Here is a 24599-nt window from a genome sequence, read left to right on the forward strand (position 1 = left end):
GACTGAGGAGGTGGCCATGACGCTCGCCGAGGGCTGGGTCGAGCTTGTCCAGGACGCCATTCACGTGCCGAAGAGCGCGCGCCTCCGCCTGACGAGGAACGGGCTCACCTTGGTACCGGTCACCTATGCGCACAGGGCGACACAGCGGCGCATCGAGAACCAGATCGAAGAACGGCTGCCGGGCTGGGTGGCGACGAGCGAGTTCTCCGTCGTCCCGCCCCGGGAGGGCTACAAGCCCGAACCCGATGCCACGGCGATTCCGCGCGACCTGGTCGAGACGGACAAGAGCGACATCAGCGAGGAGCTGCTGCCCTTCGTGGTCGAGGTCGTTTCACCGGAGAGCAAGAACCGCGACTACAACACCAAGCCGAGCCACTACGCTCTGCGCCGCATCCCCGCCTACCTGATCGTCGACGTGCTCGCAGGCCGCTGGACCCTGTTGACACGCCCGGAGGACGGCGAGTACCAGCACCAGGAGTCCGGCGTCTTCGGGGACCAGATCAAGATCCCCGTCGCCGACCAGACCCTCGTCCTCGACTCCTCCGAGTTCATCCGCATCTGAGACCCGCGAGCGGCGCCCGGTTCTCCCCGGGGACAATGGACCCCGTGCGCTATCGGCTGCTCGGCACCACCCAGGCGATCCGTCCCGACGGTACGGCCCTTCCGGTCGGCGGGACGCGGTTGCGCGCCCTGCTGAGCGTGCTCGCGCTCAGGGCCGGGCGGACCGTGCCCGCCGGGGTGCTGGTGGACGAGGTGTGGGGCGCCGACCCGCCCGCCGACGCCACCGGTGCCCTCCAGGCGCTCGTCGGCCGGCTCCGTCGTACCCTCGGCGCCGCCGCCGTCGTCTCCGCCGACGGCGGCTACCGGCTCACCGCCGCGCCCGACGACGTCGACCTCGTCCGCTTCGACCGGCTGACCGGCGACGGCCTCACCGCCCTCGCCGACGGCGACCCGGCCAAGGCCGCCGCCGTCCTCGACGACGCCCTCGCCCTGTGGCGCGGCCCCGCCCTCGCCGACCTGCCCGACCGCACCGCCGAGGCGGCCCGCTGGGAGACCCGCAGACTCGACGCCCTGCGCGCCCGGCACACCGCCGCGCTCGCCCTCGGCGAGGCCGAGCGGGTGCTGCCCGAGCTGACCGCCCTGTGCGACAGCCACCCGCTGGACGAACCCCTCCAGGCGCTGCGGCTGCGCGCCCTGCGCGACACCGGCCGCCCCGCCCGGGCACTTGCCGCCTACGAGGACGTACGGCGCCTCCTCGCGGACCGGCTCGGCTCCGACCCCGGCCCCGAACTGCGCGCCCTGCACGCCGAACTGCTGCGGGAGGAACCGGCCGAGCTGCCTGCGGCGGCCCGCCCGGGCAACCTGCCCGCCCGGCTCACCTCCTTCGTCGGCCGGGAAGCCGACCTCAGCGCCATCGGCGCCGACCTGGCGGCGGCCCGCCTGGTCACCCTGCTGGGGCCCGGCGGCGCCGGCAAGACCCGGCTCTCGCAGGAGGCCGCCGAGGCGGTACGGCACACCGTCCCGGACGGGGTGTGGCTCGCCGAGCTGGCCCCCGTGGACGCCCCGGACGCCGTACCGCAGGCCGTGCTCACCGCGATCGGCGCCCGCGAGACCGTGCTGCACGGCGCCGGCGTGGACGGCATGCGCGCGGTCTCCGACCGGCACGGCGACCCCGTCGAACGGCTCGTGGAACACTGCGCCCGGCGGCGCATGCTGATCATCCTGGACAACTGCGAGCACGTCGTGGACGCCGCCGCCCGGCTCGCCGAGCACCTGCTGGCCCGCTGCCCGGAGCTGACCGTCCTCGCCACCAGCCGGGAACCCCTCGGCGTGCCGGGGGAGCTGGTCCGGCCCGTGGAGCCGCTGCCCGAGCCGGTCGCGCTGCGGCTGCTCGCCGACCGGGGCGCGGCGGCCCGCCCCGGCTTCCGGGTCGAGGACGACCCGGAGGCGTGCGCCGAGATCTGCCGCCGCCTGGACGGACTGCCCCTGGCGATCGAGCTGGCGGCGGCCCGGCTGCGCATGCTGGCACCCCGTCAGATAGCGGACCGGCTGGACGACCGCTTCCGGCTGCTCACCTCCGGCAGCCGCACCGTGCTGCCCCGCCAGCAGACCCTCAGGGCCGTCGTCGACTGGTCCTGGGACCTGCTGGACGCCGGCGAACGGGACGTCCTCGCCCGGCTGTCGGTGTTCGCCGGCGGCTGTGACCTCGCCGCCGCCGAGGCGGTGTGCGGGCCGGCCGCCCTGGACGCGCTGGGCTCGCTGGTCGACAAGTCCCTCGTGGTGGCCGCCCCGGCGGCCGACGGCGGCATGCGCTACCGGCTGCTGGAGACCGTCGCCGAGTACGCCGCCGAACGCCTCACCGAGACCGGCCACCGCGCCCAGGCCCAGCGCGCCCACCTGACGTACTACCGGGAACTCGCCCGCACCACCGACCCGTTGCTGCGCGGCTCCGGGCAGCGCGCCGCCATCGACCGGTTCCAGCTGGAGTACGAGAACCTGCGCACCGCCTTCCGCCACGCCCTCGCCCAGCGCGACGAACAGGAGGGCCTGTGCATGGTCCTGTCCCTGTTCTGGTTCTGGCAGATGCGCGACCAGCGCATCGAGATCCGCACCTGGTGCCGGGAGGTCATGACGCTCGGCCCCGACCCGTTCACCGAACCGGTCCGCCGCGCCGAACCGGTGTGGCAACGCTGCACCGACACCCCGCCCCCGTACACCGGCGAACTCCTCGCCGAGGCCCGGCGCGGGGTCCATCTGGCCCATCTGGCGTGCATGGACACCGAGATCGACCTCTGGCAGACCCCCGAGGCGAAGGCGAAGCTCCGCGTCGTCGCCCAGGTCTACGAGCCCGGCCTGCCGCAGACCTGCCGGCCCCCGGGCATGCTGTGGTTCTTCGCCGGTCTGCTGACCGGCGGCGCCGAACAGGTGCGCACCATCGTGGACGCCAACGTGCGGACCTGCCGGGAGACCCCGGGCTACGAGTGGGAGCTGGCCGGTGCCCTCCACCTGCGCGCCAACCTCCTGGCCAACCGCACCTCCTGGGCTGGTGACGCCACCCGCGACGCCGACGAGTCCCTGGAGATCTACCACCGGCTCGGCGACGCCTGGGGCACCACCGAGGCCCTGTCCGCGCGCGGCGAGGCCAACGAACGCAAGGGCGCCCACCGCGAGGCCGCCGCCGACTACCAGGCCGCCATCGAACACGCCGAACGCCTCGGTGCCCGCGCCCAGGTGGCCGTGCTCCGCGCCCGGCTCGGCAGCGTGCTCGTGCAGGCCGGCGAGAGCGAACGCGGCGAGCGGATGCTCCGTGACGTCACCATGACCCAGGGGGGCGTCCACAACGAGGCCGTGCCCTTCGCGCGGCTCTTCCTCGCCGGCTGGCTCAGTCTGACCGGCCGCACCGCGGAGGCCCGCGAACAGCTCCGGCTGACGCGCGAGGAGGTCACCATCGCGCGTTTCGTCGTGTTCGACGCGCTGATCACCTCCCAGGAGGCCTGGGTGGACGCCGTGGAGGAGCGTACGGAGGAAGCCCTCACCCGGGTCCGCAGGGCCGTCCGTCTCGGCGCCGACCCGCTGTCCGAGGCCCTCAACCCGCATCTGAACTCCATCTGCCTCACCACGGCGGCGATGGCCCTGGCCCGCGCCGACGGTGGCGACCGCGCCGCCGACGCCGCCCGCTGTCTGGGCGCCGCCGACGCGCTGCTGCCGGCCGGCCACATCCCCTCCGACGTGGAGCGGCGGTGCCACGCCATGACCGAGGCGCGGATCCGGGAGACGCTCGACCCGGAGGCGTACGAGGCCGCGTACGCCGAGGGCGGTGGCCTCTCCCTCGCGGAGGCCACCGCCCTGATCTGAGTGCCGGGAGGCGTCAGCTCTTCGTGCGGAACTTGTGGATGGCGACCGGGGCCATGACCGCGGTCAGGCCGACCGACCAGATCAGCGTCACCCACAGGTCGTGCGCGACCGGGCCGCCCTCCATCAGGCCGCGCGCGGTGTCGGCCAGCGACGACAGCGGGTTGTAGTCGGTGAACGCCTGGAGCCAGCCCGGCATCGAGGAGGTCGGCGCGAAGATCGACGAGCCGAACTGCAGCGGCATCAGCACCAGGAAACCCATCGCCTGCACCGACTGCGCGTTCTTCATCACCACGCCGAGGGTCAGGAACACCCACATCAGCGCCGAGCCGAACACCGCCGACAGCCCCACGGAGGCCAGCAGACCGCTCCAGCTGTTGATGTCGTAGCCCACGAGGAGGGCCACCACCAGCAGCACCAGGGTCGCGAACAGCATTCGCATCAGCTCCACCGCGATCTTCGCGAAGAGCACGGAGCCGCGTCCGATCGGCAGGGACCGGAAGCGGTCCATGACGCCGGAGTTGAAGTCCTGGTTGAAACCGGTGCCCACACCCTGGGCCATGTTCATGCCCATCATGGCCATGAGGCCGGGGACGACGTACTGGACGTACTGGTCCTGCCCGCCGCCGAGGGACTTGCCGATGGAGCCGCCGAAGACGTACACGAACAGCAGGGTGAAGACGACCGGGAACAGGATCGCGTCGAACATCGACTCCGGGTCCTGGCGGATCCACAGCAGGTTGCGGCGGACCAGCGCGCCGGTGTGGCGCAGGTGGGCGCGCAGCGGGATCGGCGTGTCGGTCTTCGGGGCGGCCGGGGAGAGGGTGGCGGCGGTCATACGGCGACCTCCTGACGGTCGTCGGCGGGCATGGCGTCCTGCGGGGCACTGGCGCGGTGGCCGGTGAGCGACAGGAACACCTCGTCCAGGCTCGGCAGTTCGGTGGTGACGGAGGAGACCGTGATGCCGCGCGCGGTGACCGCGCCGACCACGGCCGTCAGCTGCTCGTCGCTGAGGATCGGCACCAGCAGGGTCCCGGTCTCGGTGTCCACGGTGGTCGTGGCGAGCCCGGTGATGCCCAGCTCGTCCAGCATCACGGCGAGCGGGCGCAGCTCCAGCGGGTCCACCGGCCGCACCCGCAGGGTCCGTCCGCCGACGCGGGCCTTCAGCTCCTCGATCCCGCCGTTGGCGATGACCTTGCCGCGGTCCACCACGGTCAGTTCGGAGGCGAGCTGCTCGGCCTCCTCCATGTACTGGGTGGTGAGCAGCACGGTGACGCCGTCGCCGACCATCGCCTTCACCTCGTCCCACACCTCGTTGCGGGTGCGCGGGTCGAGGCCGGTGGTCGGCTCGTCCAGGTACAGCACGGCGGGCCGGCCGATCATGGACGCGGCCAGGTCCAGCCGCCGCCGCATGCCGCCGGAGTACGTGCCCGCGGGCCGCCTGGCCGCCTCCGTCAGCGAGAACCGCTCCAGCAGTTCGTCGGCGCGGGCGCGGGCGTCCCGGCGGGACAGGTCCAGCAGCCGCCCGATCAGGTACAGGTTCTCCCAGCCCGGGAGCTTCTCGTCCACCGAGGCGTACTGGCCGGTGAGTCCGATGACGCGGCGCAGCTGACGGGGCTGCCGTACGACGTCGTAGCCGGCCACCGTGGCCTGCCCGGCGTCGGGGGTGATGAGGGTGGACAGGATGCGTACGAGGGTGGTCTTGCCGGCGCCGTTCGGCCCGAGCACACCCATCACGGTGCCCTCGCGCACGTCCAGGTCGACACCGTCCAGTGCCCTGGTCTCGCCGTAGTGCTTGACCAGTCCCCGTACGGTCACGGCGGAGCGTCCGCCGGCGGGGTTGTCGTCGATGCGTGTCATGCCGATGACAGTGCCAGGCCCCACCGACAAACCACCGACAGCCGGCCGACACGCTGCCGACAGCCCTGGGGACGCGCGCCCCCAGACGGCGGCAGCCCGCCGACGGGGGACGATCGGCGGGCTGCCCGGTGGTGCCGCAGTGGTCTAGTGGACGGAGTGCTCCTCCAGCGGGAACGTCCCGCCGACGACGTCCTCCGCGAACGCCTTGACCGCGTCGCCCATGACCTCACGCAGGTTCGCGTACTTCTTGACGAACTTCGGGACCCGGCCGGAGGTCAGCCCGAGCATGTCCGTCCACACCAGGACCTGCGCGTCCGTCTCCGGTCCCGCGCCGATGCCGACCGTCGGGATGTGCAGCACCCGCGTCACCTCGGCCGCCAGCTCCGCCGGGACCAGCTCCAGCACCACCGCGAACGCGCCCGCGTCCTGCACGGCCTTGGCGTCGCGCAGCAGCTGCTGTGCCGCCTCCTCGCCGCGCCCCTGCACGCGGTAGCCCATCGCGTTGACGGACTGCGGGGTCAGCCCGATGTGGGCCATGACCGGGATGCCGGACTCCACCAGCAGCCGGATCTGCTCGTGCGACCGCTCGCCGCCCTCCAGCTTGACCGCGCCGACGCCGGCCTCCTTCACCAGCCGGGTCGCCGAGCGCAGCGCCTGCACCGGGCCCTCCTGGTAGGAGCCGAAGGGCAGGTCGCCGACGATCAGGGAACGGGTGGTGCCGCGTACGACGGCCGCGGACAGCATGGTCATCTCGTCGAGGGTGACGGGGACGGTGGTGTCGTACCCGAGGTGGCAGTTGCCCGCCGAGTCGCCGACCAGGATGACCGGGATCCCGGCCTCGTCGAAGACGGACGCGGTCATCGCGTCGTAGGCGGTGAGCATGGGCCACTTCTCGCCCCGCTCCTTGGCGAGGGCGATGTCGCGGACGGTGATGCGGCGGGTGCCCTTTCCTCCGTAGAGGCCCCCGTACAGCGCCTTGCTGCCGTCGGAAGGCTTGTTCTGGGCAGCCGAAAGCTGCGTCATGGCAACGGCTCCTTCAGTCATCTCGAGGCGCCCTGACGGCGTCCCCGGATCGACTCCATGGTGGCACCTCGTGCCATTCGGGGCCAGGGGTACCCCCTTGTGAGCCCAGCCGCGTAAGGGCTTGGTAAAGAAATAAGATACGATACGGTTCCGTATCGAAATGATCGTAGGCTCGAACACATGACAAGTCCCGTCCCTGCCTCCCGAATACCGGAAGCGGTGCACCGGCGCCGCTGGGCGATCCTCGGCGTGCTCATGCTCAGCCTGCTGATCGTGGTGCTCGACAACTCGATCCTGAACGTCGCCATCAAGACGATCGCCACCCCGGCGCCCACCGGCCTCGGCGCCACGCAGAGCGAGATCGAGTGGGCGATCAACGCCTACACTCTCGTCTTCGCCGGCCTGCTGTTCACCGCCGGACTCGTCGGCGACCGGCTCGGCCGCAAGAAGGTGCTGCTCGGCGGCATCCTCGTGTTCGGCATCGGTTCCGCGCTCGCCGCCGAGTCCGGCTCGCCCGGCCAGCTGATCGCCTACCGCGCGCTGATGGCCCTCGGTGCCGCGTTCGTCATGCCCGCCACCCTCGCGGTGCTCATGAACGTCTTCGAACGCGAGGAACAGCCCAAGGCCATCGGCATCTGGGCCGGCGGCGTCGGCCTCGCCATCGCCATCGGCCCGATCACCGGCGGCGCCCTCCTCGACCACTTCTGGTGGGGCTCGGTCTTCCTCGTCAACGTGCCCATCGTGATCGTCGCGCTGGTCCTGATGGCCTGGCTGGTGCCCGACTCCCGCGACCCGCGGCCCGGCCGCCTCGATCCCATCGGCGTGGTCCTGTCCGTCGTCGGCCTGGTGCTGCTCGTCTACGGCATCATCAAGGGCGGCGAGCTGGCCGACTTCACCGACGCCAAGGCGCTGGGCGCCATCGCCGCCGGCCTCGTCGTCCTGGCCGCCTTCGTCGTGTTCGAGAAGCGCAGCGACCACCCGTCGCTGGACGTCACCTACTTCCGCAACAAGGTCTTCTCGGCCGCCATGAGCGCCATCGCGCTCGTCTTCTTCGCGCTGATGGGCGTCACCTTCTTCGGCGTCTTCTACACCCAGAGCGTGCGCGGCTACTCCCCGCTGGAGTCCGGCGTGCTGATGCTGCCGCTCGCCGCCGCCCAGCTGATCTTCGCGCCCCGGGCACGGCTGCTGGTCGACCGGTTCGGCAACAAGGCCACCACCACCGGCGGTCTGGTGCTCATCGCCGCGACGCTGGCCGCGTTCGCCACGTTCGAGGCCGACACGCCGATCTGGCTGCTGGAGGTCGTGTTCTTCCTCATGGGCACCGGCATGGCGCACATCATGACCCCGACCTCGGTCGTCATCATGCAGGCCCTGCCCCGTGAGAAGGCCGGCTCCGCCTCGGCGCTCAGCAACACCTTCCGCCAGGTCGGCGGCGCCCTCGGCATCGCCGTCCTCGGCTCCGTGCTCGCCACCGCGTACCGCAACGGCATCGAGGACAAGCTCGGCCTGCTGCCGCCCGGCCTGCGCACGACCGCCGGCGAGTCCATCGAGGCCACCCTCGGCGTCGCCGAGAAGCTCGGCCCGCGGGGCGAGGCCCTGGTCACCCCCGCCCACGACGCGTTCCTGCACGCCATGCACGTCACCGCCCTGTGCGGTACGGGCGTCGCGCTGATCGGCGCCGTGGTGACCTTCCTGTTCCTGCCGGGCAAGCCGCCCGCCGGCCGGCGGCAGGACAAGGAGCCGGAGCTGGTCGCCGCCGGGGAGTGAGGCACACGCGCGGTTCCACGGGGGAAGGAGGCGGCTGCGGGACAATTCCCGCAGCACAGTGAGAGGACGGATCGTCGTGAGCCTTGCCGAGAGCCGACCGCGACCGGACGGACCCGCACGGGGCCGGCCGCGCAGCGAAGCGGTGGAACGCGCCATCCTGGAAGGCGTGATGAAGCTCCTGGAGGAGGGCGTGCCCCTCGCCGAGCTGTCCATCGAGCGGGTCGCCCGCACGGCCGGGGTCGGCAAGGCCACCATCTACCGCCGCTGGAGCGGCAAGGAGGAACTGTTCGTCGACGTCGTACGCGCCGCCGAACCCCCCGACCCCGAACTCCCCGGCACCAGCCTGCGCGACGACCTCGTCGTCCTGCTGGAGTCCCTGCGCCGGCGCGGCCTGGTCAGCCGCTCCTCGGCGATCCTGCACAACGTGTACGCCCAGATGAAGAGCAGCCCGCGGATCTGGGCGGCGTACCACGCCAGCGTCATAGCGCCCCGCCGCGACCTCGCCCTGGACCTGCTGCGCCGCGCGCAGGCGAGCGGCGAGATCCGCGCGGACATCGACCTGGACCTGGCCAACGACATGTTCGTCGGCCCCATGCTCGTCCGCTCCGTCATGCGTCCCGACGCCGAACTGCCCGAAGGGCTGGCGGAGCAGATCGTCGACGCGGTGCTGGACGGCCTACGGCCCGTCAGGTCCACGCCGGCGTAGCACTAATGTGCGCGTTTCGTCACAGACCCCGCGCGCCCCGGGGGTCACCGGAACTCGCGGCCCCGGCTCGTTCGTCCTCGTCTTCCGTACGGCCGTCATGGGACGGCGGAACGGAGCCGATCATCCCCTAGGGTCGGAAGAGCAAGGGGGGCGAACGGTGTGCACGGCAGGCAGTGAGGCAGACGGTATGGCGCAGCAGGCGTACATGACGGAGACGGTGGGCGACGGCTCGGAGCCCGAGCGACCGGGATCCCGGCTCCGACGCCTGGCGCACCGCCTCTTCACCGGGTGGCGCAGCGATCCGGGCGTCTGGCGGCGCGGCGTCGTCCTCGCCGTGCTGGCCCTGCTGCTGGCCCTGGTGATGCTGCTGCACGCCCACATGCCGAACGCGGTGGGCAACCTCGGCTCGCTCACCGAGACGTTCCTGCCCTGGCTGGGCCTGGCCGTGCCGGTGCTGCTGGTCCTCGCCCTGGTCCGCCGGTCGCTGACCGCGCTGATCGTGATCCTGCTCCCGGCGATCGTCTGGCTGAACCTCTTCGGCGGCCTGCTGACCGACAAGTCCGGCGCCGGCGGCGACCTGACGGTGGCCACCCACAACGTCAACGCCGACAACCCCGACCCGGCCGCGACCGCCACCGGCGTGGCCGCGTCCGGCGCCGACATCCTCGCCCTGGAGGAGCTGCCCGCCTCCGCCGTGCCCGTCTACGAGAAGGCGCTGGCGTCGACGTACAAGCACCACGCGGTCGTCGGCACGGTCGGGCTGTGGAGCAAGTACCCGATGACCGGCGTCCACGCCGTCGACATCAAGCTCGGCTGGAAGCGGGCGATGCGCGCCACCGTGACGACGCCCAAGGGGCCGGTCGCGGTCTACGTCGCCCACCTGCCCTCGGTGCGGGTGAAGATGGAGGCCGGGTTCACCGCCCGGCAGCGGGACAAGAGCGCCGACGCGCTCGGCGAGGCCATCTCCGACGAGCCCCTGAAGCAGGTCGTGCTGCTCGGCGACCTGAACGGCACCATGAACGACCGCGCGCTCAACGGCGTCACCTCCCAGATGCGCTCCACGCAGGGCGCGGCCGGCAGCGGCTTCGGGTTCAGCTGGCCGGCGTCGTTCCCGATGGCCCGCATCGACCAGATCATGGTGAAGGGCGTGGAGCCGGAGAAGAGCTGGACGCTGCCGCGCACGAACAGCGATCACCTGCCCGTAGCGGCCCGTGTGAAGCTCGACACAGGTTCTTGACCCGCCGGAATACCGGACCTGAGAGAGTTTGTTCCGTCCAGGAACATACTGCGAGACTCGAACCTGTACGGCACTCCGCTCTCTGAAAGGTCCCCTCATGCCCCTGGCCCTGCTCGCCCTCGCCGTGGGCGCCTTCGGCATCGGTACGACCGAGTTCGTGATGATGGGCCTGCTGCCCGACGTCGCGGACGACCTGCACATCTCGATCCCCGCCGCCGGCCACCTGGTCTCGGCGTACGCGCTGGGCGTCGTCATCGGCGCCCCGCTGCTGGCCGCGCTGACCGCGCGGATGTCCCGCCGCACGGTCCTGATCTCCCTCATGGCCCTGTTCGTCGCGGGCAACGCCCTGTCGGCGTTCGCCCCCGGCGACGGCTCCCTGCTGGCCGCCCGCTTCCTCAGCGGCCTGCCGCACGGCGCCTTCTTCGGGGTCGGCGCGGTCGTCGCCACGGCGATGGTCCCGCCGGAGCGCAAGGCCCGCTCGGTGTCCCTGATGTTCCTCGGCCTGACCGTCGCCAACATCGCGGGCGTCCCCGTCGCCACCCTGATGGGCCAGCACCTGGGCTGGCGGGCGACGTTCCTGGGAGTGAGCGTGATCGGCCTGGCGGCGATCGCCTCCCTGGCCCTGCTGATCCCCCACGACCGGAACCACGCGGCCACGTCGACGGGCCTGCGCGGCGAACTCGCGGCCCTGAGGTCGGTACCGGTCTGGCTGGCCCTCGGTACGACGGTGGCGGGCTTCGGCGCGCTCTTCGCCGCCTACAGCTACGTCACCCCGATGCTCACGGACGCGGCGGGCTACGCCGAGACCAGCGTGACCCTGCTCCTCGCCCTCTTCGGCGTCGGCGCCACGGCGGGCAACCTGCTGGGCGGCCGGCTCGCCGACCACTCCCTGCGCGCCACCCTCTTCGGCGGCCTGGCGTCCCTGGGCGCGGTCCTGGCGCTGTTCCCCCTGCTGATGCGGGCGGAGTGGAGCGCGGCCCTGGCGGTCGCCCTGCTGGGAATGGCGGCGTTCGTCACCGGCTCCCCGCTCCAGCTGATGGTGATGGAGAAGGCGTCGGCGGCCCCCTCCCTCGCCTCCTCGGCCAACCAGGCGGCGTTCAACCTGGCCAACGCGGGCGGCGCCTGGATCGGCGGCCTGACCCTGGCGGCCGGCTTCGGTACGACGTCCCCGGCGCTGGCGGGAGCGGCCCTGGCCGTCCTGGGCCTGGGCGTGGCGAGCGTGGCGTACGCGGTGGACCGCCGCCGGGAGACTCCGTCGGCGGGGCGGGTGGTGGCGTCCCGGGTTCCGGAGACGGAGGACGCGCTGTACCGCTGAGGGCGGCGAGGGGCCGTGCCGCCAAGGTGCCCCTCGCGGGAAGGGTTCCGCCGGCGAGGGCCCTGGTCCTATCGTCTGGGCCCGTGAACGAAAAAGCGGCTCCCCTGCCCCCGACGGTCTTCCCGCTCGCCAAGGGACGTGTGTGGGCGATGCTGGCCGGCTCGCTGGTCTTCGTCGTCCTCGGCATCGTCTTCCTGGTCGCCCACAGCACCGTGAAGATGACGGTGGCCGGCGCGCTGGCCGTCCTCTTCTTCGGGTTCTGCTCGGTGAGCTACGTCCGGCGTCTGCTCCGTGGCCGACCGGAGCTGGTACTGGACGACGCGGGCGTGGACCACGTGAGCCTGGGCCGGTTCGGCTGGGACGAGATAGCCGCCGTGCGGATACGCGAGCAGCGGGTGCGCACCACCTCGCAGCGGTTCATCGAGCTGGTCCTGCACGATCCGGACGCCTACCTGGCGCGGGCGCCCCGGCTCGTCCGCAGGACCGCCCCGGCGAACGCACGGCTCGGCCTCGGCCCGGCCAACATGGCCGTGAACACCTTGCCGGCGCCGCCGGAAGCGGTGCTGGACGCGATGCGGCGTCACTGCCCCGGACTCCCGGTCCAGCGGTGAGGGGGCCACTTCCCGGCACGCGCTCGACTCAGGCCGCGTAGCCCCGCTCAGTTCCTCAGTTCGCACCACACCGTCTTCCGGTCCGGTCCCTGGACCACGCCCCACCGCTCGGCCAGCGCGTCCACGAGCGCCAACCCCCGCCCCGACTCGGCCGTTTCCCCTGCCGACAGCAGGACGGGCAACGCGCGCGGGTCGGGATCGGTCACCTCGATCCGCGTACGCCCCACCGCCGTACCCCCGACCCGGACCGTCACCGGTGTTCCCTCGCCGAGGTGGTCGATGACGTTGGTCAGCAGCTCCGTCGCACACAGGCGGACGTCGAAGCCGTGCGCACGGAGGTGGTGGCGCAGTTCCGGCGCGGCCTTCGCGGTGGCCAGCAGGTGCAGTTCCAGCGACGTCGTCACTCCGCCGCCGCCTTCCTCAGCACGGCGGCCAGCGCCCGCGCCGTGGCGGTGTTGCAGTTCCCGAGCGTGACGAGTCCGGCGGGCGGGGCGTACGTACCCGCGAAGCTCGGCAGGTCGGCCCGGAGCGAGGGGAGGGTGATGCCGTGCAGGGCGAGCGCGGCGCGGAGGTCCTCGACGCAGAGCGTGACGTCGTAGGCGGTGGGGGAGCGGTCGGACATGAGAGGCGGCAACCTTCTGTGCTGTGCGTGACGAACGCCTCACAGACTGTCGCCGCGCTCGCTACCGTGGAAGAGGTTTCGCGTTCGCGACCAGGGCAGCGGAGGAGAGTGAGCGGTGGCCCGGGGCAAGGACATTGACGGCTCGATGAGCGTCCCGACCTTCTACGGCAAGGAGTTGCGGTGGAAGCGGGAGGCGGCCGGCCTGTCGTTGGAGGCGTTCCTCGAGGGGAGCTTCTACGGCAAGACGTACCTCAGCGACATCGAGCACGGGGAGCGGAGGATGCCCATCGATCTGGCTCGGCATGCGGATCGTGTGCTCCGGACCGACGGCTTCTTCGAGCGCCGTTGCGAGGATGTGCGGAGGGCGAGGAGGGCTGGGCACCCCACGTATTTCGAGAAGGTCTTGGAGGCGGAGAGGTATGCGCTGACCATCGAGGAGTGGTGTCCGACGCTCTTGCCGGGGCTACTTCAGACTCCGGCCTACGCGCGGGCCGTCATCCTGGCCGATCTTCCGCTGTCCTCCGACGCCGAGGTGGAAGAAAAGGTCAGCGGCCGAACAGCGCGCGCCGCCCTGTTCGAAGCGGATCACCGCACCCCGGAGTACTGGGTCATCATGCACGAGTCGCTACTCACCCAACCGCTCCTCGAAGCACCGGACATGGCGGCGCAGCTCGATCACATCGGGGATTTGGCGGACCGGCGCCGGATCACTCCGCAGATCGTTCCGTGGAAGCAACGGGCGTATCCCCTGATGGCTGCTTCCATCATGACCATGACGTTCCCAGATGCCCCGCCGCTGGTGTACACCGAGGCGTCCTACAGCGGAGTCACCGTCGATGATCCAGCTCTCGTGGAGCGGTACCGCAAGGCATACGATCGGCTCAGGGCCGTCGCGCTGTCACCAGACACGTCCCTCGCCATGATCAAGTCAGCGGCAGAGGATCACCGAAATGGCAAGCAATCGGATCGACTTGAGTAGAGCTCTCTGGTTCAAGAGCAGCTACAGCAACGAAGACGGCGGTAACTGTCTGGAAGTCGCCTCCAACATCCAGGAAGTCATCCCCGTACGTGACTCCAAGCTCCCCCACGGCCCCGTCCTCCTCCTCACCCCCACCGCCTGGACCCCCTTCGTCACCGCGCTCAAGGCCCGATGACGCCGAAGGGGCGTGAGGTGCACGCACCCCACGCCCCTTCAACTGAGCGAACCCCGGCGACTTACCGCCGGAACGACTCCACGTACCCGTTGGCCGGCGAGCCGACTCCCGTCACGTCGTCGTAGCCCTTCACCGCGGACAGCGAGCTGTCCTTGCCCAGGCTGCGGACCGAGGTCAGCAGGCCGTCGGCGGCGTCCAGGCCGTTGGCGTAGTCGACGCGGGCGACCGCCAGGCCGGAGCCCGTCGGGTTGTCCGTGACGTCGTGGAAGACGCCCTTCTTGCCGTACTTGGCGTAGATCACCGGGTTGGCGAAGCCGAGGGGCTTGCCGCCGCGGGCCTCCTGGGCCAGCGCCTGGACCGCCGCGATGACCGGCGCGGCCAGCGAGGTGCCGCCGATGCGGTACTCGCTGTACTGCTCGGTGCCGTCGGGGAAGGTCTGGGTCTGGCCGACCAGGAAGCCGGTGTTCGGGTCGGCGATGGCCGCGATGTCCGGGACGACGCGGTTGCCGGCGGCGTTGTTGGCCGTGGCCAGCGCGTTCGGGACGACGCCCTTCTGGTAGTACGGCTGCGGCACCGTCTTGCTGGTGCCGCCGCCCGCGCCCGAGGTGAACGCGCCGGGGAAGCCGACCCAGCTCTTGCCGTCGGGTGCCAGCGTGGCCTTCTCGGTGCCCCAGCCGGTCTCCCACTGGTACTTGTCGCCCTTGCCGACGGCCAGCGAGGTGCCGCCGACCGCGGTGACCCAGGCGGAGTTGGCCGGGGTGTCGACCTGCTTCACGCCGGTGTTGGCGACCTCGTCGCCGTTGTCACCGGAGGAGAAGTAGAAGCCGATGCCCTGGACCGCGCCCAGCTGGAAGACCTGGTCGTAGGCCGCCGCGAGGTCCGGCGTCTGGTTGGCCTCGATGTCGCCCCAGGAGTTGGAGACGATGTCGGCCAGGTGGCTGTCGACGACCTTGCTGAGGGAGTCCAGCAGGTCGTCGTCGTAGCAGGAGGCCGCGCCCACGTAGGTGACGTCGGCGTTCGGGGCGACCGCGTGGACCGCCTCGACGTCCAGGGTCTCCTCGCCGTACCAGCCGGCGGCCCCGCACTCGTCGGTCTTGGTGTAGTTCTTCGGCAGCACCTGGTGCAGCTGGCCGGTCTTCCAGGCCGCGTCACCGTTCTTCACGGCGTACTTGCCGGCGTCGTAGGCGATCGTCGGGGAGGCGTACGCGTCGGTGATCGCCACGCGGACGTTCTTGCCGGTGTACGTGCCGGCGCCGTACGCCGCGCGCAGCTGCTCGCCGGTGTAGCCCTTGATCGCGTACGGGATCTTCTGGCCGTAGGCGTCCGGGAGCGTCGTCGCGACGTTCGAGCCGTAGTACGACGAGAAGGGGCCCGCGTTCTTGAAGACCGCGTCCGGGGGCGGCAGCTGGTCGTCGTGGTTCGCCTTGTGCGGGGCGTTGTCCAGGCCGGTGACGGTGAGGACCGCGCCCTTCAGGGCGGCCGGGGCGGAGGCCGTGCGCGCCGGGGCGCGGTAGGTCTTGGAGCCCTTGGCGTAGTTGTGCAGCTGGGTGCCGAACGCCTTCTCGGCGGCGGCCACGTCACCGGAGACGGCGACGTAGTGCGGGGTGACCGCGGTGACCGTCAGGCCGGCCGACTTCAGCCAGGACGTGACGGCGGCCACCTGGGCCTTGGTGGCCCCGAAGCGGGCCTGCGCCTTCTTGGCGCCGAGGTACTTGCCGTACAGGGGCGAGTTGGGGTCGGACACCGCCTTGGCGTAGGCGGCGAGTCCGGCCGCGTCCCGGCCGGCCAGGTAGACGCGGGCCTTGACCTGGGCCTTGTCCGAGGTCGCGCCCTTGTCCGCCTTGGCCGTGGCCCACAGCGGCTTGGTGCCCTTCAGTACGTCCCGAGCGGGGCTGTCCGCGGCGTGTGCCGCGGGTATGCCCAGCGCCAGCGCACCGGCGATCATGGGCAGTGTCGCTGCCATGCTCACACCGGCGCGCACGGTGGCGCGGTTGGATCTCATAGAACCCCCTGCGATGCGGTTCGCATGCATGTAGTGGTTGGCACGTCGTGGAGGCGCGCGCCGGCCCGCGGCGGTGTCGGCCGACGAGTGGATCACACGATGGGGGCCACTCTTGCGATGAACCGTTCATGCAAGGGGAACGTAAAAGTCAAGAGAAGCTCAAGTAACCGCCCCGCAGGGCGGTTTGACCGGTTCGTCCTTACGGCGGTGTTACGAACGGGCTTGCGCGCCCCGTTCCTTGAGCATTCCGGCCATCAGCTCGATCTCCGACTGCTGCGCGTCGACCATGCCCTGCGCGAGCCGCTTCTCCACGCCGACCGTGCACTTGGCGACACAGCCCTCGGCCATGTGGATGCCGCCCTTGTGATGGGCCGTCATCAGCTGGAGGTAGAGGATCTCGGCCTGCTTGCCGCTGAGCGACCCGAGCTTCTTCAGCTCGGTGTTCGTGGCCATCCCCGGCATCAGCGCGCCGTCCTTGCCGGAGGCCATGCCGCCCATGCCCATCCAGGTCATCGGCGGATCGGCCGACACCTTGGGCAGGTTCCACAGATCCAGCCAGCCCAGCAGCATGCCGCGCTGGTTGGCCTGCGTCTGCGCGATGTCGTAGGCGAGCCGCCGCACCTCCTCGTCCTTCGTGCGGTCGCGCACGATGTACGACATCTCGACGGCCTGCTGGTGGTGGACGGCCATGTCCCGGGCGAACCCGGCGTCCGCCGACTCCGCGCCCGGCGTGGCCGGACCGGATCCGCCGGGCTCCTCGGCGACCGCGTAGGTGATCGCGCCGGCCGCGACGAGCACCGCCGCCGCGGTTCCGGCGACCCAGCCGACGTGCCGCCGCATCACTTCATGACCCCGCCGGTGCACGAGGCGCCCGGCTCGGGCGTCTGCTGCCCCTGCACGTACGTGGCGAAGAACTTGTCCACTTCCGGGTCCTTGGCGCTCTTCACCGCGACCTGGTGGCCCCACGCCGACAGGATCAGCGGGGCCTCCTGGTTCTCATACGGGCTCATCAGCGAGTACGGGGTCTTCTTCACCTTCGCCGCGAGCGCGTCGACGTCGGCCTTGGCCGCCTTGCCGGTGTACGTCACCCAGACCGCGCCGTGCTCCAGCGAGTGCACGGCGTTCTCCTCGGGCACCGCCTTGGTGTACACGTCGCCGTTGCAGTTCAGCCAGACCGGGTTGTGGTTGCCGCCGACCGGCGGGTGCATCGGGTACGACACCTTGGTCGTCACGTGAGTCCGGGACAGCTTGCCCGACCAGGTCTTCACCCCGTCCGCGCCGGTGGTGAACTTCCCGGAGTCCCCGGAGCCCTTGGCGTCACCGCTCGGCGTGGCCTGGTCCTTGCCGGAGTCGCCCTGGGTCTTGACCAGGACCACACCGCCGACGACGAGACCGACGACGACCACCGCGCTGGCGGCGATGGTGAGCACCCGGTTGCGGCGCTCGCGGGCACGCTCGGCGCGCCGCATCTCCTCGATGCGCGCCTTGCGCGCCGCGGTGCTGCTGTTCTTGCCGGAACCCATGAGGCGTGTCCTTCTGGGGAAGGGGACGTGGACGGTGGGGCCCGCTGATCGTAATGCGGCGGGGCCGCGCTTGACGCCGCCGAGGCGCAGGAACCGGATAATTTGAAGACGGGATGCGCATTACCTACGCTCGCGGTATGCGGCTGCTGCGCTCCACCGACCTGGCCCTGCGCGTCCTGATGCGACTCGCGGTCGCCGACGCCACGCCCACGACCCGTCAGGTCGCCGCCGACATGGACGTGCCCTACACGCACGCCGCGAAGGTCGTCGCCGAACTCCAGCACCTGGGCCTGGTCGACGCCCGGCGCGGGCGGGGCGGCGGGCTGGCGCTCACGGAGCGGGGCCGCACCGCGTCGGTGGGCGCGGTCGTGCGGACCTTCGAGGGCGAGGGCGACGTGGTGGACTGCGAGGGGACGCAGGCGACGGCGGCCTGCCCCCTGCGCTCCGGCTGCCGCCTGCGGGGTGCTCTGCGGGGGGCTCAGGAGGCGTTCTTCGCCGCGCTGGACTCCGTCAGGGTCGGGGAACTCGTCGCCGAGCCGACGGGGCCTTTGCTGCTGGGGATCTCCCGGCGGCCGGGGCTGGACTGAACGCGTCGCGACCGGCCGTGTGAGGTCGTCGGGCGTGTGCCGCGTCGTCGTGGCCGGTCGCGCAGTTCCCCGCGCCCCTTCGGCGCGCTCAGCCCTGGGCCAGCCAGAGGTCCGGGCCGAAGACCTCGTAGTGGACGTCGGCCGGGGCGACGCCCTTCTCGATCAGCCGGGCGCGGATCGCGCGCAGGAAGGGGAGGGGGCCGCACAGGTACGCGCGCGTGCCGGGGTGGACGTCGATGCCGGTCAGGTCGACCAGGCCGGTCCGGGTGCCGGGCTCGGCGTCGCGCTCGTAGAAGAAGTGCGCGGTGGCGTCGGGCAGCTTCTGCGCGTACGCCGTGTGGTCGGCGCGCAGGGCGTGGTCGGCGGGGGAGCGGTCGCCGTGGACGACGGTGACCGGGGCGCGGTGGCCGCCGGCGGCGAGGTCGGCCAGCACGGCGATCATCGGGGTCACGCCGATGCCGGCGGAGGCGAGCAGCAGGGGCGTGTCCGGGTCGCCGGCCGGTACCAGGTCGCCGTACGGCTCGGACAGCTCCAGGACGTCGCCGGGCCGCACGCGCGCGTGGAGGTGGTTCGAGACCTCGCCGTCCGGCGTCGTCCCGCCCCGCACGCGCTTGACGCTGATCTGGCGCACCGTCTCGCCCGGCGCTCCGGTCAGGCTGTACTGCCGTATCTGCCGGGCGCCGTCGGGCAGGGTGACGCCGACGGAGACGTACTGCCCGGCGCGGAAGCCGGCCACCGGGCCGCCGTCGGCCGGGCGCAGCCGGAAGGTGACGACGTCCAAGGTCTCCTCGAAGCGCTCGACGACCTCCCAGGCGCGCAGGCCGGGGCCGCCGCTCTCCTCGTACAACCGCTTCTCGATCGCGATGAGGGCGTTCGCCATCAGCCAGTACACCTCGTCCCAGGCGGCGGCCACCTCGGGCGTGACGGCCTCGCCGAGGACCTCGGCGATGGCGGCGAAGAGGTGCTCGTGGACGACGTCGTACTGCTCGGGGGTCACGCCCAGGGAGGCGTGCTTGTGCGCGATGCGGCCGAGCAGGGCGTCCGGCCGCTGGTCCGGACGGTCCAGCAGGTGCGCGGCGAAGGCGGCGATCGAACCGGCGAGGGCCTGCTTCTGGGTGCCGGCGGCCTGGTTGCCCCGGTTGAAGAGGTTGCGCAGCAGGTCGGGGTGGGCGTCGAAGAGGCGGGCGTAGAAGCGCTCGGTGATCTCGCCGATCGCCGCGCCGACGGCGGGCAGGGTGGCGCGGACGGTGGCTGCGGACGGCTCGGTCAGCATCAGGACTCCTCGGAGGGCTCGGCTGATCGGCACGCTATGAAAACTTGCATCTCGGATGCAAGTTTTAAGGGCGTGGCGTCGGCCACGGGGGAAGCGGACCGGCCATTACGGATGCCGGCCCGAGCAGGCAAGATGGGGCGAGAGCGCAGTACACCTGCCGTACGGGAGGCGTTCAGGGCGAGGACGCCCGGGCGATCAAGGTCCGCAACGCGCGTGAAATGGTGTTGTGGTGGGATGCTCAGGTGCCCGACCGCCTCCCGTGATACGGGGGACAGGCGGCCTGACCAGCAAGGATGGGGAAGCGGAAGATGGACAAGCAGCAGGAGTTCGTGCTCCGGACCTTGGAGGAGCGCGACATCCGGTTCGTACGGCTGTGGTTCACGGACGTGCTGGGCTTCCTCAAGTCCGTCGCCGTGGCCCCCGCCGAGCTGGAACAGGCCTTCGACGAGGGCATCGGCTTCGACGGCTCCGCCATCGAGGGCTTCGCCCGGGTCTACGAGTCCGACATGATCGCCAAGCCGGACCCCTCCACCTTCCAGGTCCTGCCGTGGCGCGCCGAGACCCCCGGCACCGCCCGCATGTTCTGCGACATCCTCATGCCGGACGGCTCCCCCTCCTTCGCCGACCCGCGGTACGTCCTCAAGCGCGCCCTCGCCCGCACCTCCGACCTCGGCTTCACCTTCTACACCCACCCGGAGATCGAGTTCTTCCTGCTGAAGGACCGCCCGCTGGACGGCTCCCGCCCCACCCCCGCCGACAACTCGGGCTACTTCGATCACACCCCGACCAACGTCGGCATGGACTTCCGCCGCCAGGCGATCACCATGCTGGAGTCGATGGGCATCTCGGTGGAGTTCTCCCACCACGAGGGAGCGCCGGGCCAGCAGGAGATCGACCTGCGCTACGCCGACGCGCTCTCCACGGCCGACAACATCATGACGTTCCGGCTGGTCATGAAGCAGGTGGCGCTGGAGCAGGGCGTGCAGGCGACGTTCATGCCGAAGCCCTTCTCCGAGCACCCCGGCTCCGGCATGCACACCCACCTGTCCCTCTTCGAGGGCGACCGCAACGCCTTCTACGAGTCCGGCGCCGAGTACCAGCTCTCCAAGGTCGGCCGCTCCTTCATCGCGGGCCTGCTGCGGCACGCGGCGGAGATCTCCGCGGTCACCAACCAGTGGGTGAACTCCTACAAGCGCATCTGGGGCGGCTCCGAGCGCACCGCCGGCGCCGGCGGCGAGGCCCCCTCCTACATCTGCTGGGGCCACAACAACCGCAGCGCCCTGGTCCGCGTCCCGATGTACAAGCCCGGCAAGACCGGCTCGGCCCGCGTCGAGGTCCGCTCCATCGACTCCGGCGCCAACCCGTACCTGGCCTACGCCGTCCTCCTCGCCGCTGGCCTGAAGGGCATCGAGGAGGGCTACGAGCTCCCGCCGGGCGCCGAGGACGACGTGTGGGCCCTGTCCAACGCCGAGCGCCGCGCCATGGGCATCGAGCCCCTCCCGCAGAACCTGGGCGAGGCCCTGACCCTCATGGAGGGCAGCGACCTGGTCGCCGAAACCCTCGGCGAGCACGTCTTCGACTTCTTCCTCCGCAACAAGCGGCAGGAGTGGGAGGAGTACCGCTCCGAGGTCACGGCGTTCGAGCTGCGGAAGAACCTGCCGGTGCTGTAAGCGCAGGTCGGAGCGGGTCCCCGCTGACTTGGCGGATGGGGCCGACGGTCGCGGACCGTCGGCCCCCTCGCGTCTCACTGACCCTGGGCCGTCCCTGGGCCGTCCGGCGTCGGATCGGTGCCCTCGTACACGCCGTCCACGGCCTTCCGAGCCCGTGCGTCGTTGCTCGGCATGAGGTGCGTGTAGACCGGAGCGTGAACCGCGGATCATTGTGGCCGAGGTAGTGACTCAGTGCCTTGATGTTCTCGCCGGCGTCCAGCAGGACCGAGGCGCGGATCTAGTTGCGCTTAGGAGGGGCAAACACGAGACCCGGCTTCGTCACCTTCTCCTGGTTCACGCACCCACAGCAGGCGGACGGACCGATTGCGCATGGCGCGGGTTCTTCGCCAGGTGACCGTCGGGCAAGCGCCTGTCCGGGTCCTCGGCTGGTCATTGCGAGGCTGCCGCAGGGTTCCAAGGACCCAGTCGACACTGTGCGTCTGTGCGACTCACTCACTCGTCTCGAAGCGGCGCCAGCCCTTGCATGAGTCGAAGCTGAGGGCGCTTTCTCCCCACGGAGAGCCCCAAGGAGCGGGGAAAATCCAGATATGCGTCATGGGCGCGGGCAAGGACGGACGAGTAAGCGGAACAACACTGGAGTCCAGGAGCCCTCGCCAGACGCTCCACGGCACCGCACTCATATGCGCGAACACCGCCAAGTGGGCCTCGGTCGCACCAGGCACGGTCAGCTTCTTGATGTTGTCCTCACAGCGCGGAGAAGACAAGAAATCGTTGACCCAAGTTGTGATATCTTCTCCAGATCCGTCCCAAGAGCCCCAATTCTGATTGAAGACGAGTGCAATCTTAGGTGCGCCCTCGACAGCGGGGCGGGAGTGTGCGCTCTCAACACCTAGTCTGCAGAGATTTTGGGCAGCTGCAATGATGTTTTCGCCATGGCGATCATGCATCCAGATGCCGGACTCGAAAACATGAATCCCTGCGTTTTCGAGCACCTCCAGGTTGGACTCCAAGTGTTGCCATAGATGTCTGAGACGTGGATTCTTGTTGACCTGAACAAGCCACAGATGTTGGAGTGGCGGAGCTTCCCAGAGTCCTTTATTGTAGTTTTTTGTAAGGGAGCTCAGTGTCGAAACGGTCCGGCTATCGACGTCCGAGGTGACTTCAACCGGAGCTGCCGGCCTATCCGCATGCATGATTTTCAGGTCATACATGCTGGATCGTGACTGGTCATCGTGAGCCTCTACAGGTGCACCTAGCGTCCTGGAAAGACAGGCCCGCACATACTCTTCCTCTGGAGGCAGATTCGAGATGCTCGACATTCAATCCCTTGTTGTGCGGAATCATGTGACCTTCAGGCAAGGAACCCGTGCACTCTGAGCTCGACCCGCAACGCCTCTCTGCTGTATGCCGTCCCCTCAACTAGGATTCTGCGGCAGTGGGAATCGAGAAGGTTCAGCAGATCGGCCGGGTAGCCTGCCTTTTTCGGAATATCCCAAGCGCCCTTGAGTAGTTTTTGGAGTTCCCCGCCACTCGTGCGGATCTCGATATGTGTGTCCCACTTCGGGATGTGCGTAAGTCGCCCTCTGGGTGAGCGGTTCTCGCGTGCCCTAAGTCGACTTCCGGCCAATTCTAAGGACCGTAGAGTAGCCACTTCTGCCAAGGTGAAGAGCAGGCGATCAGGGCTTTTGAAAGGTTCTCCCTGAGGGTGCGTCATAGCAGTAACTGTATCGAAGTCATCCTGCTTCGTCCGCTCGTTTACGTGATCCGGTCTGGCCGACAACGGTGATGGCCCTGGCAATGGTTGAGACGAACGGGTATCGGGCCGTCTCTGGGCCGCTTGGTTAGCGGCCAAGGCTGCGACGACGTCACTCTGAGGAGGTCCGGTCTTGACCGCACCACCAGTTCTCCGATGACATGCTCGCGCTTGCCGCGGTGGACAGGCACCTCGTCCCAACTCCGCGGCGTACCGAACACGCACCCGGAACCGTGAACACGCGCCCGAGGTCGCCGATCCGGCCGCCCCCCGGCCCTAGCATGCGGCTGTGGCACCGCTGCTCGCCGTGTGCGCCGGGTACTTCATGGTCATCCTGGACGTCACGATCATCAACGTCGCCGTGCCCGCGGTGGGCCGGGAGCTGGGGGCCTCGCTCACCGGCATCCAGTGGATCACCGACGGCTACACCCTCGTCCTCGCCGGGTTCCTGATGACGGGCGGTGCGCTCGGCGACCGGCTGGGCAGCCGGCGGGTCTTCTGCGCGGGCGTGGCGCTGTTCACCGTGGCGTCGGCCGCGTGCGCGGGCGCCCCCAGTGCCCCGGCCCTCGTCGCCGCCCGGCTGGTGGAAGGGCTCGGCGCGGCACTGATCGTCCCCGGCTCGCTCGCCCTGCTCCAGGAGGCCTACCCCGAGCCGGCGGCGCGCTCGCGCGCCTTCGGGCTGTGGGGGTCGATGGCGGGGATCGCCGCCTCCGCCGGGCCCCTGCTGGGCGGGCTCCTGGTGTCCACCGTCGGCTGGCGGTGGGTGTTCCTCGTCAACGTGCCCGTCGGCGCGGCCTGCCTGGTCCTGACGGCGCGGTTCGTCGCGCCCTCGCCGCGGCACCCGGACCGGGCCGTGGACTGGCCGGCCCAGGCCGCCGTGGTGGCCGCCGTCACCCTGCTGACGGCCGCCCTGAACGAGGCCGGACGGCGCGGCTGGTCCGACCCGGCCGTCCTCGCCGGACTGGGGCTGGCGGCCCTGGCCGTGGCCGGGTTCGCGCTGCGCGAGCGGCTCGCCCGGACCCCGGCCCTCCCGCTGCGGCTGCTGCGCTCACCGGCGATGGGCGGAGCGGCCGTCGTAGGGCTCCTGTTCAACTTCGGCTTCTACGGCATGGTGTTCACCGCCAGCCTCTACTTCCAGCACCAGCGCGGCTTCAGCGCGCTGCGGACCGGGCTGGCGCTCTTCCCGGCCGTGGCGGTGACCATGTTCGCCTCCGTCCTGTCCGGGCGGCTGACCCGCCGTACCGGAGACCGGCCGCTGGTGGTGACCGGCATGTTCCTGGGTGCCCTGGGGCTGGCCGGCTGGGCCGCCGCCGGCGCGGATCCGGCCTACCCGCTGCTGGTGGCGCCCATGACGGCCGCCGGGTTCGGTACGTCCTTCGCCCTGACCGGCTCGACCGCCACGGTGATGGGCGCCGCGCCCCGGGCGTACGCGGGAGCCGCCTCCGCCCTGTTCAACACCACCCGACAGATCGGCAGCGCCACCGGCGTCGCACTCGGCGGCAGTCTGCTCGCGTCCAGTGCCCACTACGGCTCCGGAGTGCGCCTGGCCATGGCGGTCGGCGCGCTCGCCTACCTGCTCGCCGCGGGACTGGCCTGGCGGTGCGTGCCGGCCGGGGCGGCCCCGGCCGCCGCCCCGTGACGCCT

Annotated in this window: 22 protein-coding genes and 1 pseudogene; 12 read left to right on the forward strand and 11 right to left on the reverse strand. The window is 70.8% G+C overall.

Annotation, left to right across the window (positions count from 1 at the left end):
* Positions 1-16: 16 nt before the first annotated feature.
* Positions 17-562 (forward strand): Uma2 family endonuclease, encoded by a 546-nt coding sequence (locus tag LG395_RS28005; RefSeq protein WP_171156873.1) that lies wholly within the window; start codon positions 17-19, stop codon positions 560-562.
* Between the two features lie 35 nt (positions 563-597).
* Entirely contained in the window at positions 598-3855 is a 3258-nt protein-coding gene (locus LG395_RS28010; protein WP_225811628.1) for an AfsR/SARP family transcriptional regulator, read from the forward strand.
* Positions 3856-3868: 13 nt separating this feature from the next.
* Here LG395_RS28010 and LG395_RS28015 read toward each other — a convergent pair whose 3' ends face one another.
* From LG395_RS28015 to panB, 3 genes are all read right to left on the reverse strand, one after another.
* Positions 3869-4690, reverse strand: coding sequence for an ABC transporter permease (locus LG395_RS28015; RefSeq protein ID WP_171156877.1), 822 nt, complete (start codon positions 4688-4690; stop codon positions 3869-3871).
* A complete protein-coding gene (locus LG395_RS28020) occupies positions 4687-5712 on the reverse strand; it encodes an ATP-binding cassette domain-containing protein (RefSeq protein WP_171156879.1) in 1026 nt (341 codons plus the stop codon). The genes LG395_RS28015 and LG395_RS28020 overlap by 4 nt, the downstream gene beginning before the upstream one ends.
* Positions 5713-5856: 144 nt before the next feature.
* Positions 5857-6735, reverse strand: a complete 879-nt coding sequence (gene panB, locus LG395_RS28025) for a 3-methyl-2-oxobutanoate hydroxymethyltransferase (RefSeq protein WP_171156881.1) — start codon at positions 6733-6735, stop codon at positions 5857-5859.
* Between the two features lie 180 nt (positions 6736-6915).
* Here panB and LG395_RS28030 point away from each other — a divergent pair, with 180 nt between their 5' ends.
* The 5 genes from LG395_RS28030 to LG395_RS28050 all read left to right on the forward strand — a co-directional run bounded on the left by LG395_RS28030 (position 6916) and on the right by LG395_RS28050 (position 12371).
* Positions 6916-8502, forward strand: a complete 1587-nt coding sequence (locus LG395_RS28030) for an MFS transporter (protein WP_225811629.1) — start codon at positions 6916-6918, stop codon at positions 8500-8502.
* Positions 8503-8578: 76 nt separating this feature from the next.
* Positions 8579-9208, forward strand: coding sequence for a TetR/AcrR family transcriptional regulator (locus tag LG395_RS28035; RefSeq protein ID WP_171156884.1), 630 nt, complete (start codon positions 8579-8581; stop codon positions 9206-9208).
* 187 nt (positions 9209-9395) lie between these two features.
* Complete coding sequence (locus LG395_RS28040; RefSeq protein ID WP_171156886.1) at positions 9396-10445, forward strand: endonuclease/exonuclease/phosphatase family protein; 1050 nt, start codon at positions 9396-9398, stop codon at positions 10443-10445.
* A gap of 97 nt (positions 10446-10542) precedes the next feature.
* Positions 10543-11760 (forward strand): MFS transporter, encoded by a 1218-nt coding sequence (locus LG395_RS28045; protein WP_171156887.1) that lies wholly within the window; start codon positions 10543-10545, stop codon positions 11758-11760.
* An 83-nt stretch (positions 11761-11843) separates the two neighbouring features.
* Positions 11844-12371 (forward strand): STM3941 family protein, encoded by a 528-nt coding sequence (locus tag LG395_RS28050; protein WP_225811630.1) that lies wholly within the window; start codon positions 11844-11846, stop codon positions 12369-12371.
* Positions 12372-12418: 47 nt separating this feature from the next.
* Here LG395_RS28050 and LG395_RS28055 read toward each other — a convergent pair whose 3' ends face one another.
* The gene (locus LG395_RS28055; protein ID WP_225811631.1) at positions 12419-12775 is read right to left on the reverse strand and encodes an ATP-binding protein; all 357 of its coding nucleotides are present in this window, start codon (positions 12773-12775) and stop codon (positions 12419-12421) included.
* Positions 12772-12993 (reverse strand): hypothetical protein, encoded by a 222-nt coding sequence (locus tag LG395_RS28060; RefSeq protein WP_225811632.1) that lies wholly within the window; start codon positions 12991-12993, stop codon positions 12772-12774. Before LG395_RS28060 ends, LG395_RS28055 begins: the two co-directional genes overlap by 4 nt.
* Positions 12994-13108: 115 nt before the next feature.
* Between LG395_RS28060 and LG395_RS28065 the strand changes: the two genes are divergently transcribed.
* Positions 13109-13972, forward strand: coding sequence for a helix-turn-helix domain-containing protein (locus LG395_RS28065; RefSeq protein ID WP_225811633.1), 864 nt, complete (start codon positions 13109-13111; stop codon positions 13970-13972).
* On the forward strand, positions 13944-14147 hold the full coding sequence (locus LG395_RS28070) for a DUF397 domain-containing protein (protein WP_225811634.1): 204 nt from the start codon (positions 13944-13946) through the stop codon (positions 14145-14147). Before LG395_RS28065 ends, LG395_RS28070 begins: the two co-directional genes overlap by 29 nt.
* Positions 14148-14208: 61 nt before the next feature.
* On the opposite strand, the gene LG395_RS28075 is transcribed toward LG395_RS28070, so the two are convergent.
* The 3 genes from LG395_RS28075 to LG395_RS28085 all read right to left on the reverse strand — a co-directional run bounded on the left by LG395_RS28075 (position 14209) and on the right by LG395_RS28085 (position 17672).
* Positions 14209-16149: a S53 family peptidase gene (locus tag LG395_RS28075; protein WP_225811635.1), complete on the reverse strand. Its 1941-nt coding sequence runs from the start codon at positions 16147-16149 to the stop codon at positions 14209-14211.
* A 210-nt stretch (positions 16150-16359) separates the two neighbouring features.
* Positions 16360-16989 (reverse strand): DUF305 domain-containing protein, encoded by a 630-nt coding sequence (locus LG395_RS28080; protein WP_225811636.1) that lies wholly within the window; start codon positions 16987-16989, stop codon positions 16360-16362.
* Positions 16989-17672, reverse strand: coding sequence for a thioredoxin-like domain-containing protein (locus tag LG395_RS28085; protein ID WP_225811637.1), 684 nt, complete (start codon positions 17670-17672; stop codon positions 16989-16991). Before LG395_RS28085 ends, LG395_RS28080 begins: the two co-directional genes overlap by 1 nt.
* Before the next feature lie 137 nt (positions 17673-17809).
* Between LG395_RS28085 and LG395_RS28090 the strand changes: the two genes are divergently transcribed.
* Positions 17810-18259: an RrF2 family transcriptional regulator gene (locus LG395_RS28090; protein WP_225811638.1), complete on the forward strand. Its 450-nt coding sequence runs from the start codon at positions 17810-17812 to the stop codon at positions 18257-18259.
* An 88-nt stretch (positions 18260-18347) separates the two neighbouring features.
* Here the strand turns inward: LG395_RS28090 and LG395_RS28095 are convergent, their stop codons facing one another.
* Positions 18348-19532, reverse strand: a complete 1185-nt coding sequence (locus LG395_RS28095) for a globin domain-containing protein (RefSeq protein ID WP_225811639.1) — start codon at positions 19530-19532, stop codon at positions 18348-18350.
* A 308-nt stretch (positions 19533-19840) separates the two neighbouring features.
* Here LG395_RS28095 and glnA2 point away from each other — a divergent pair, with 308 nt between their 5' ends.
* Positions 19841-21202, forward strand: a complete 1362-nt coding sequence (gene glnA2, locus LG395_RS28100) for a gamma-glutamylpolyamine synthetase GlnA2 (protein WP_030653337.1) — start codon at positions 19841-19843, stop codon at positions 21200-21202.
* A gap of 74 nt (positions 21203-21276) precedes the next feature.
* Here glnA2 and LG395_RS28105 read toward each other — a convergent pair.
* Together LG395_RS28105 and LG395_RS28110 are read right to left on the reverse strand one after the other, a co-directional pair.
* Positions 21277-21473: pseudogene (locus tag LG395_RS28105) on the reverse strand (site-specific integrase); the annotation flags it as partial.
* Positions 21474-21690: 217 nt separating this feature from the next.
* On the reverse strand, positions 21691-22413 hold the full coding sequence (locus LG395_RS28110; protein WP_225811640.1) for a hypothetical protein: 723 nt from the start codon (positions 22411-22413) through the stop codon (positions 21691-21693).
* 831 nt (positions 22414-23244) lie between these two features.
* Between LG395_RS28110 and LG395_RS28115 the strand changes: the two genes are divergently transcribed.
* The gene (locus tag LG395_RS28115; protein WP_225811641.1) at positions 23245-24594 is read left to right on the forward strand and encodes an MFS transporter; all 1350 of its coding nucleotides are present in this window, start codon (positions 23245-23247) and stop codon (positions 24592-24594) included.
* Positions 24595-24599 lie beyond the last annotated feature (5 nt).

The organism is Streptomyces spinosus (genome assembly GCF_020400655.1).
In the GTDB taxonomy this organism is placed as follows: domain Bacteria; phylum Actinomycetota; class Actinomycetes; order Streptomycetales; family Streptomycetaceae; genus Streptomyces; species Streptomyces argyrophylli.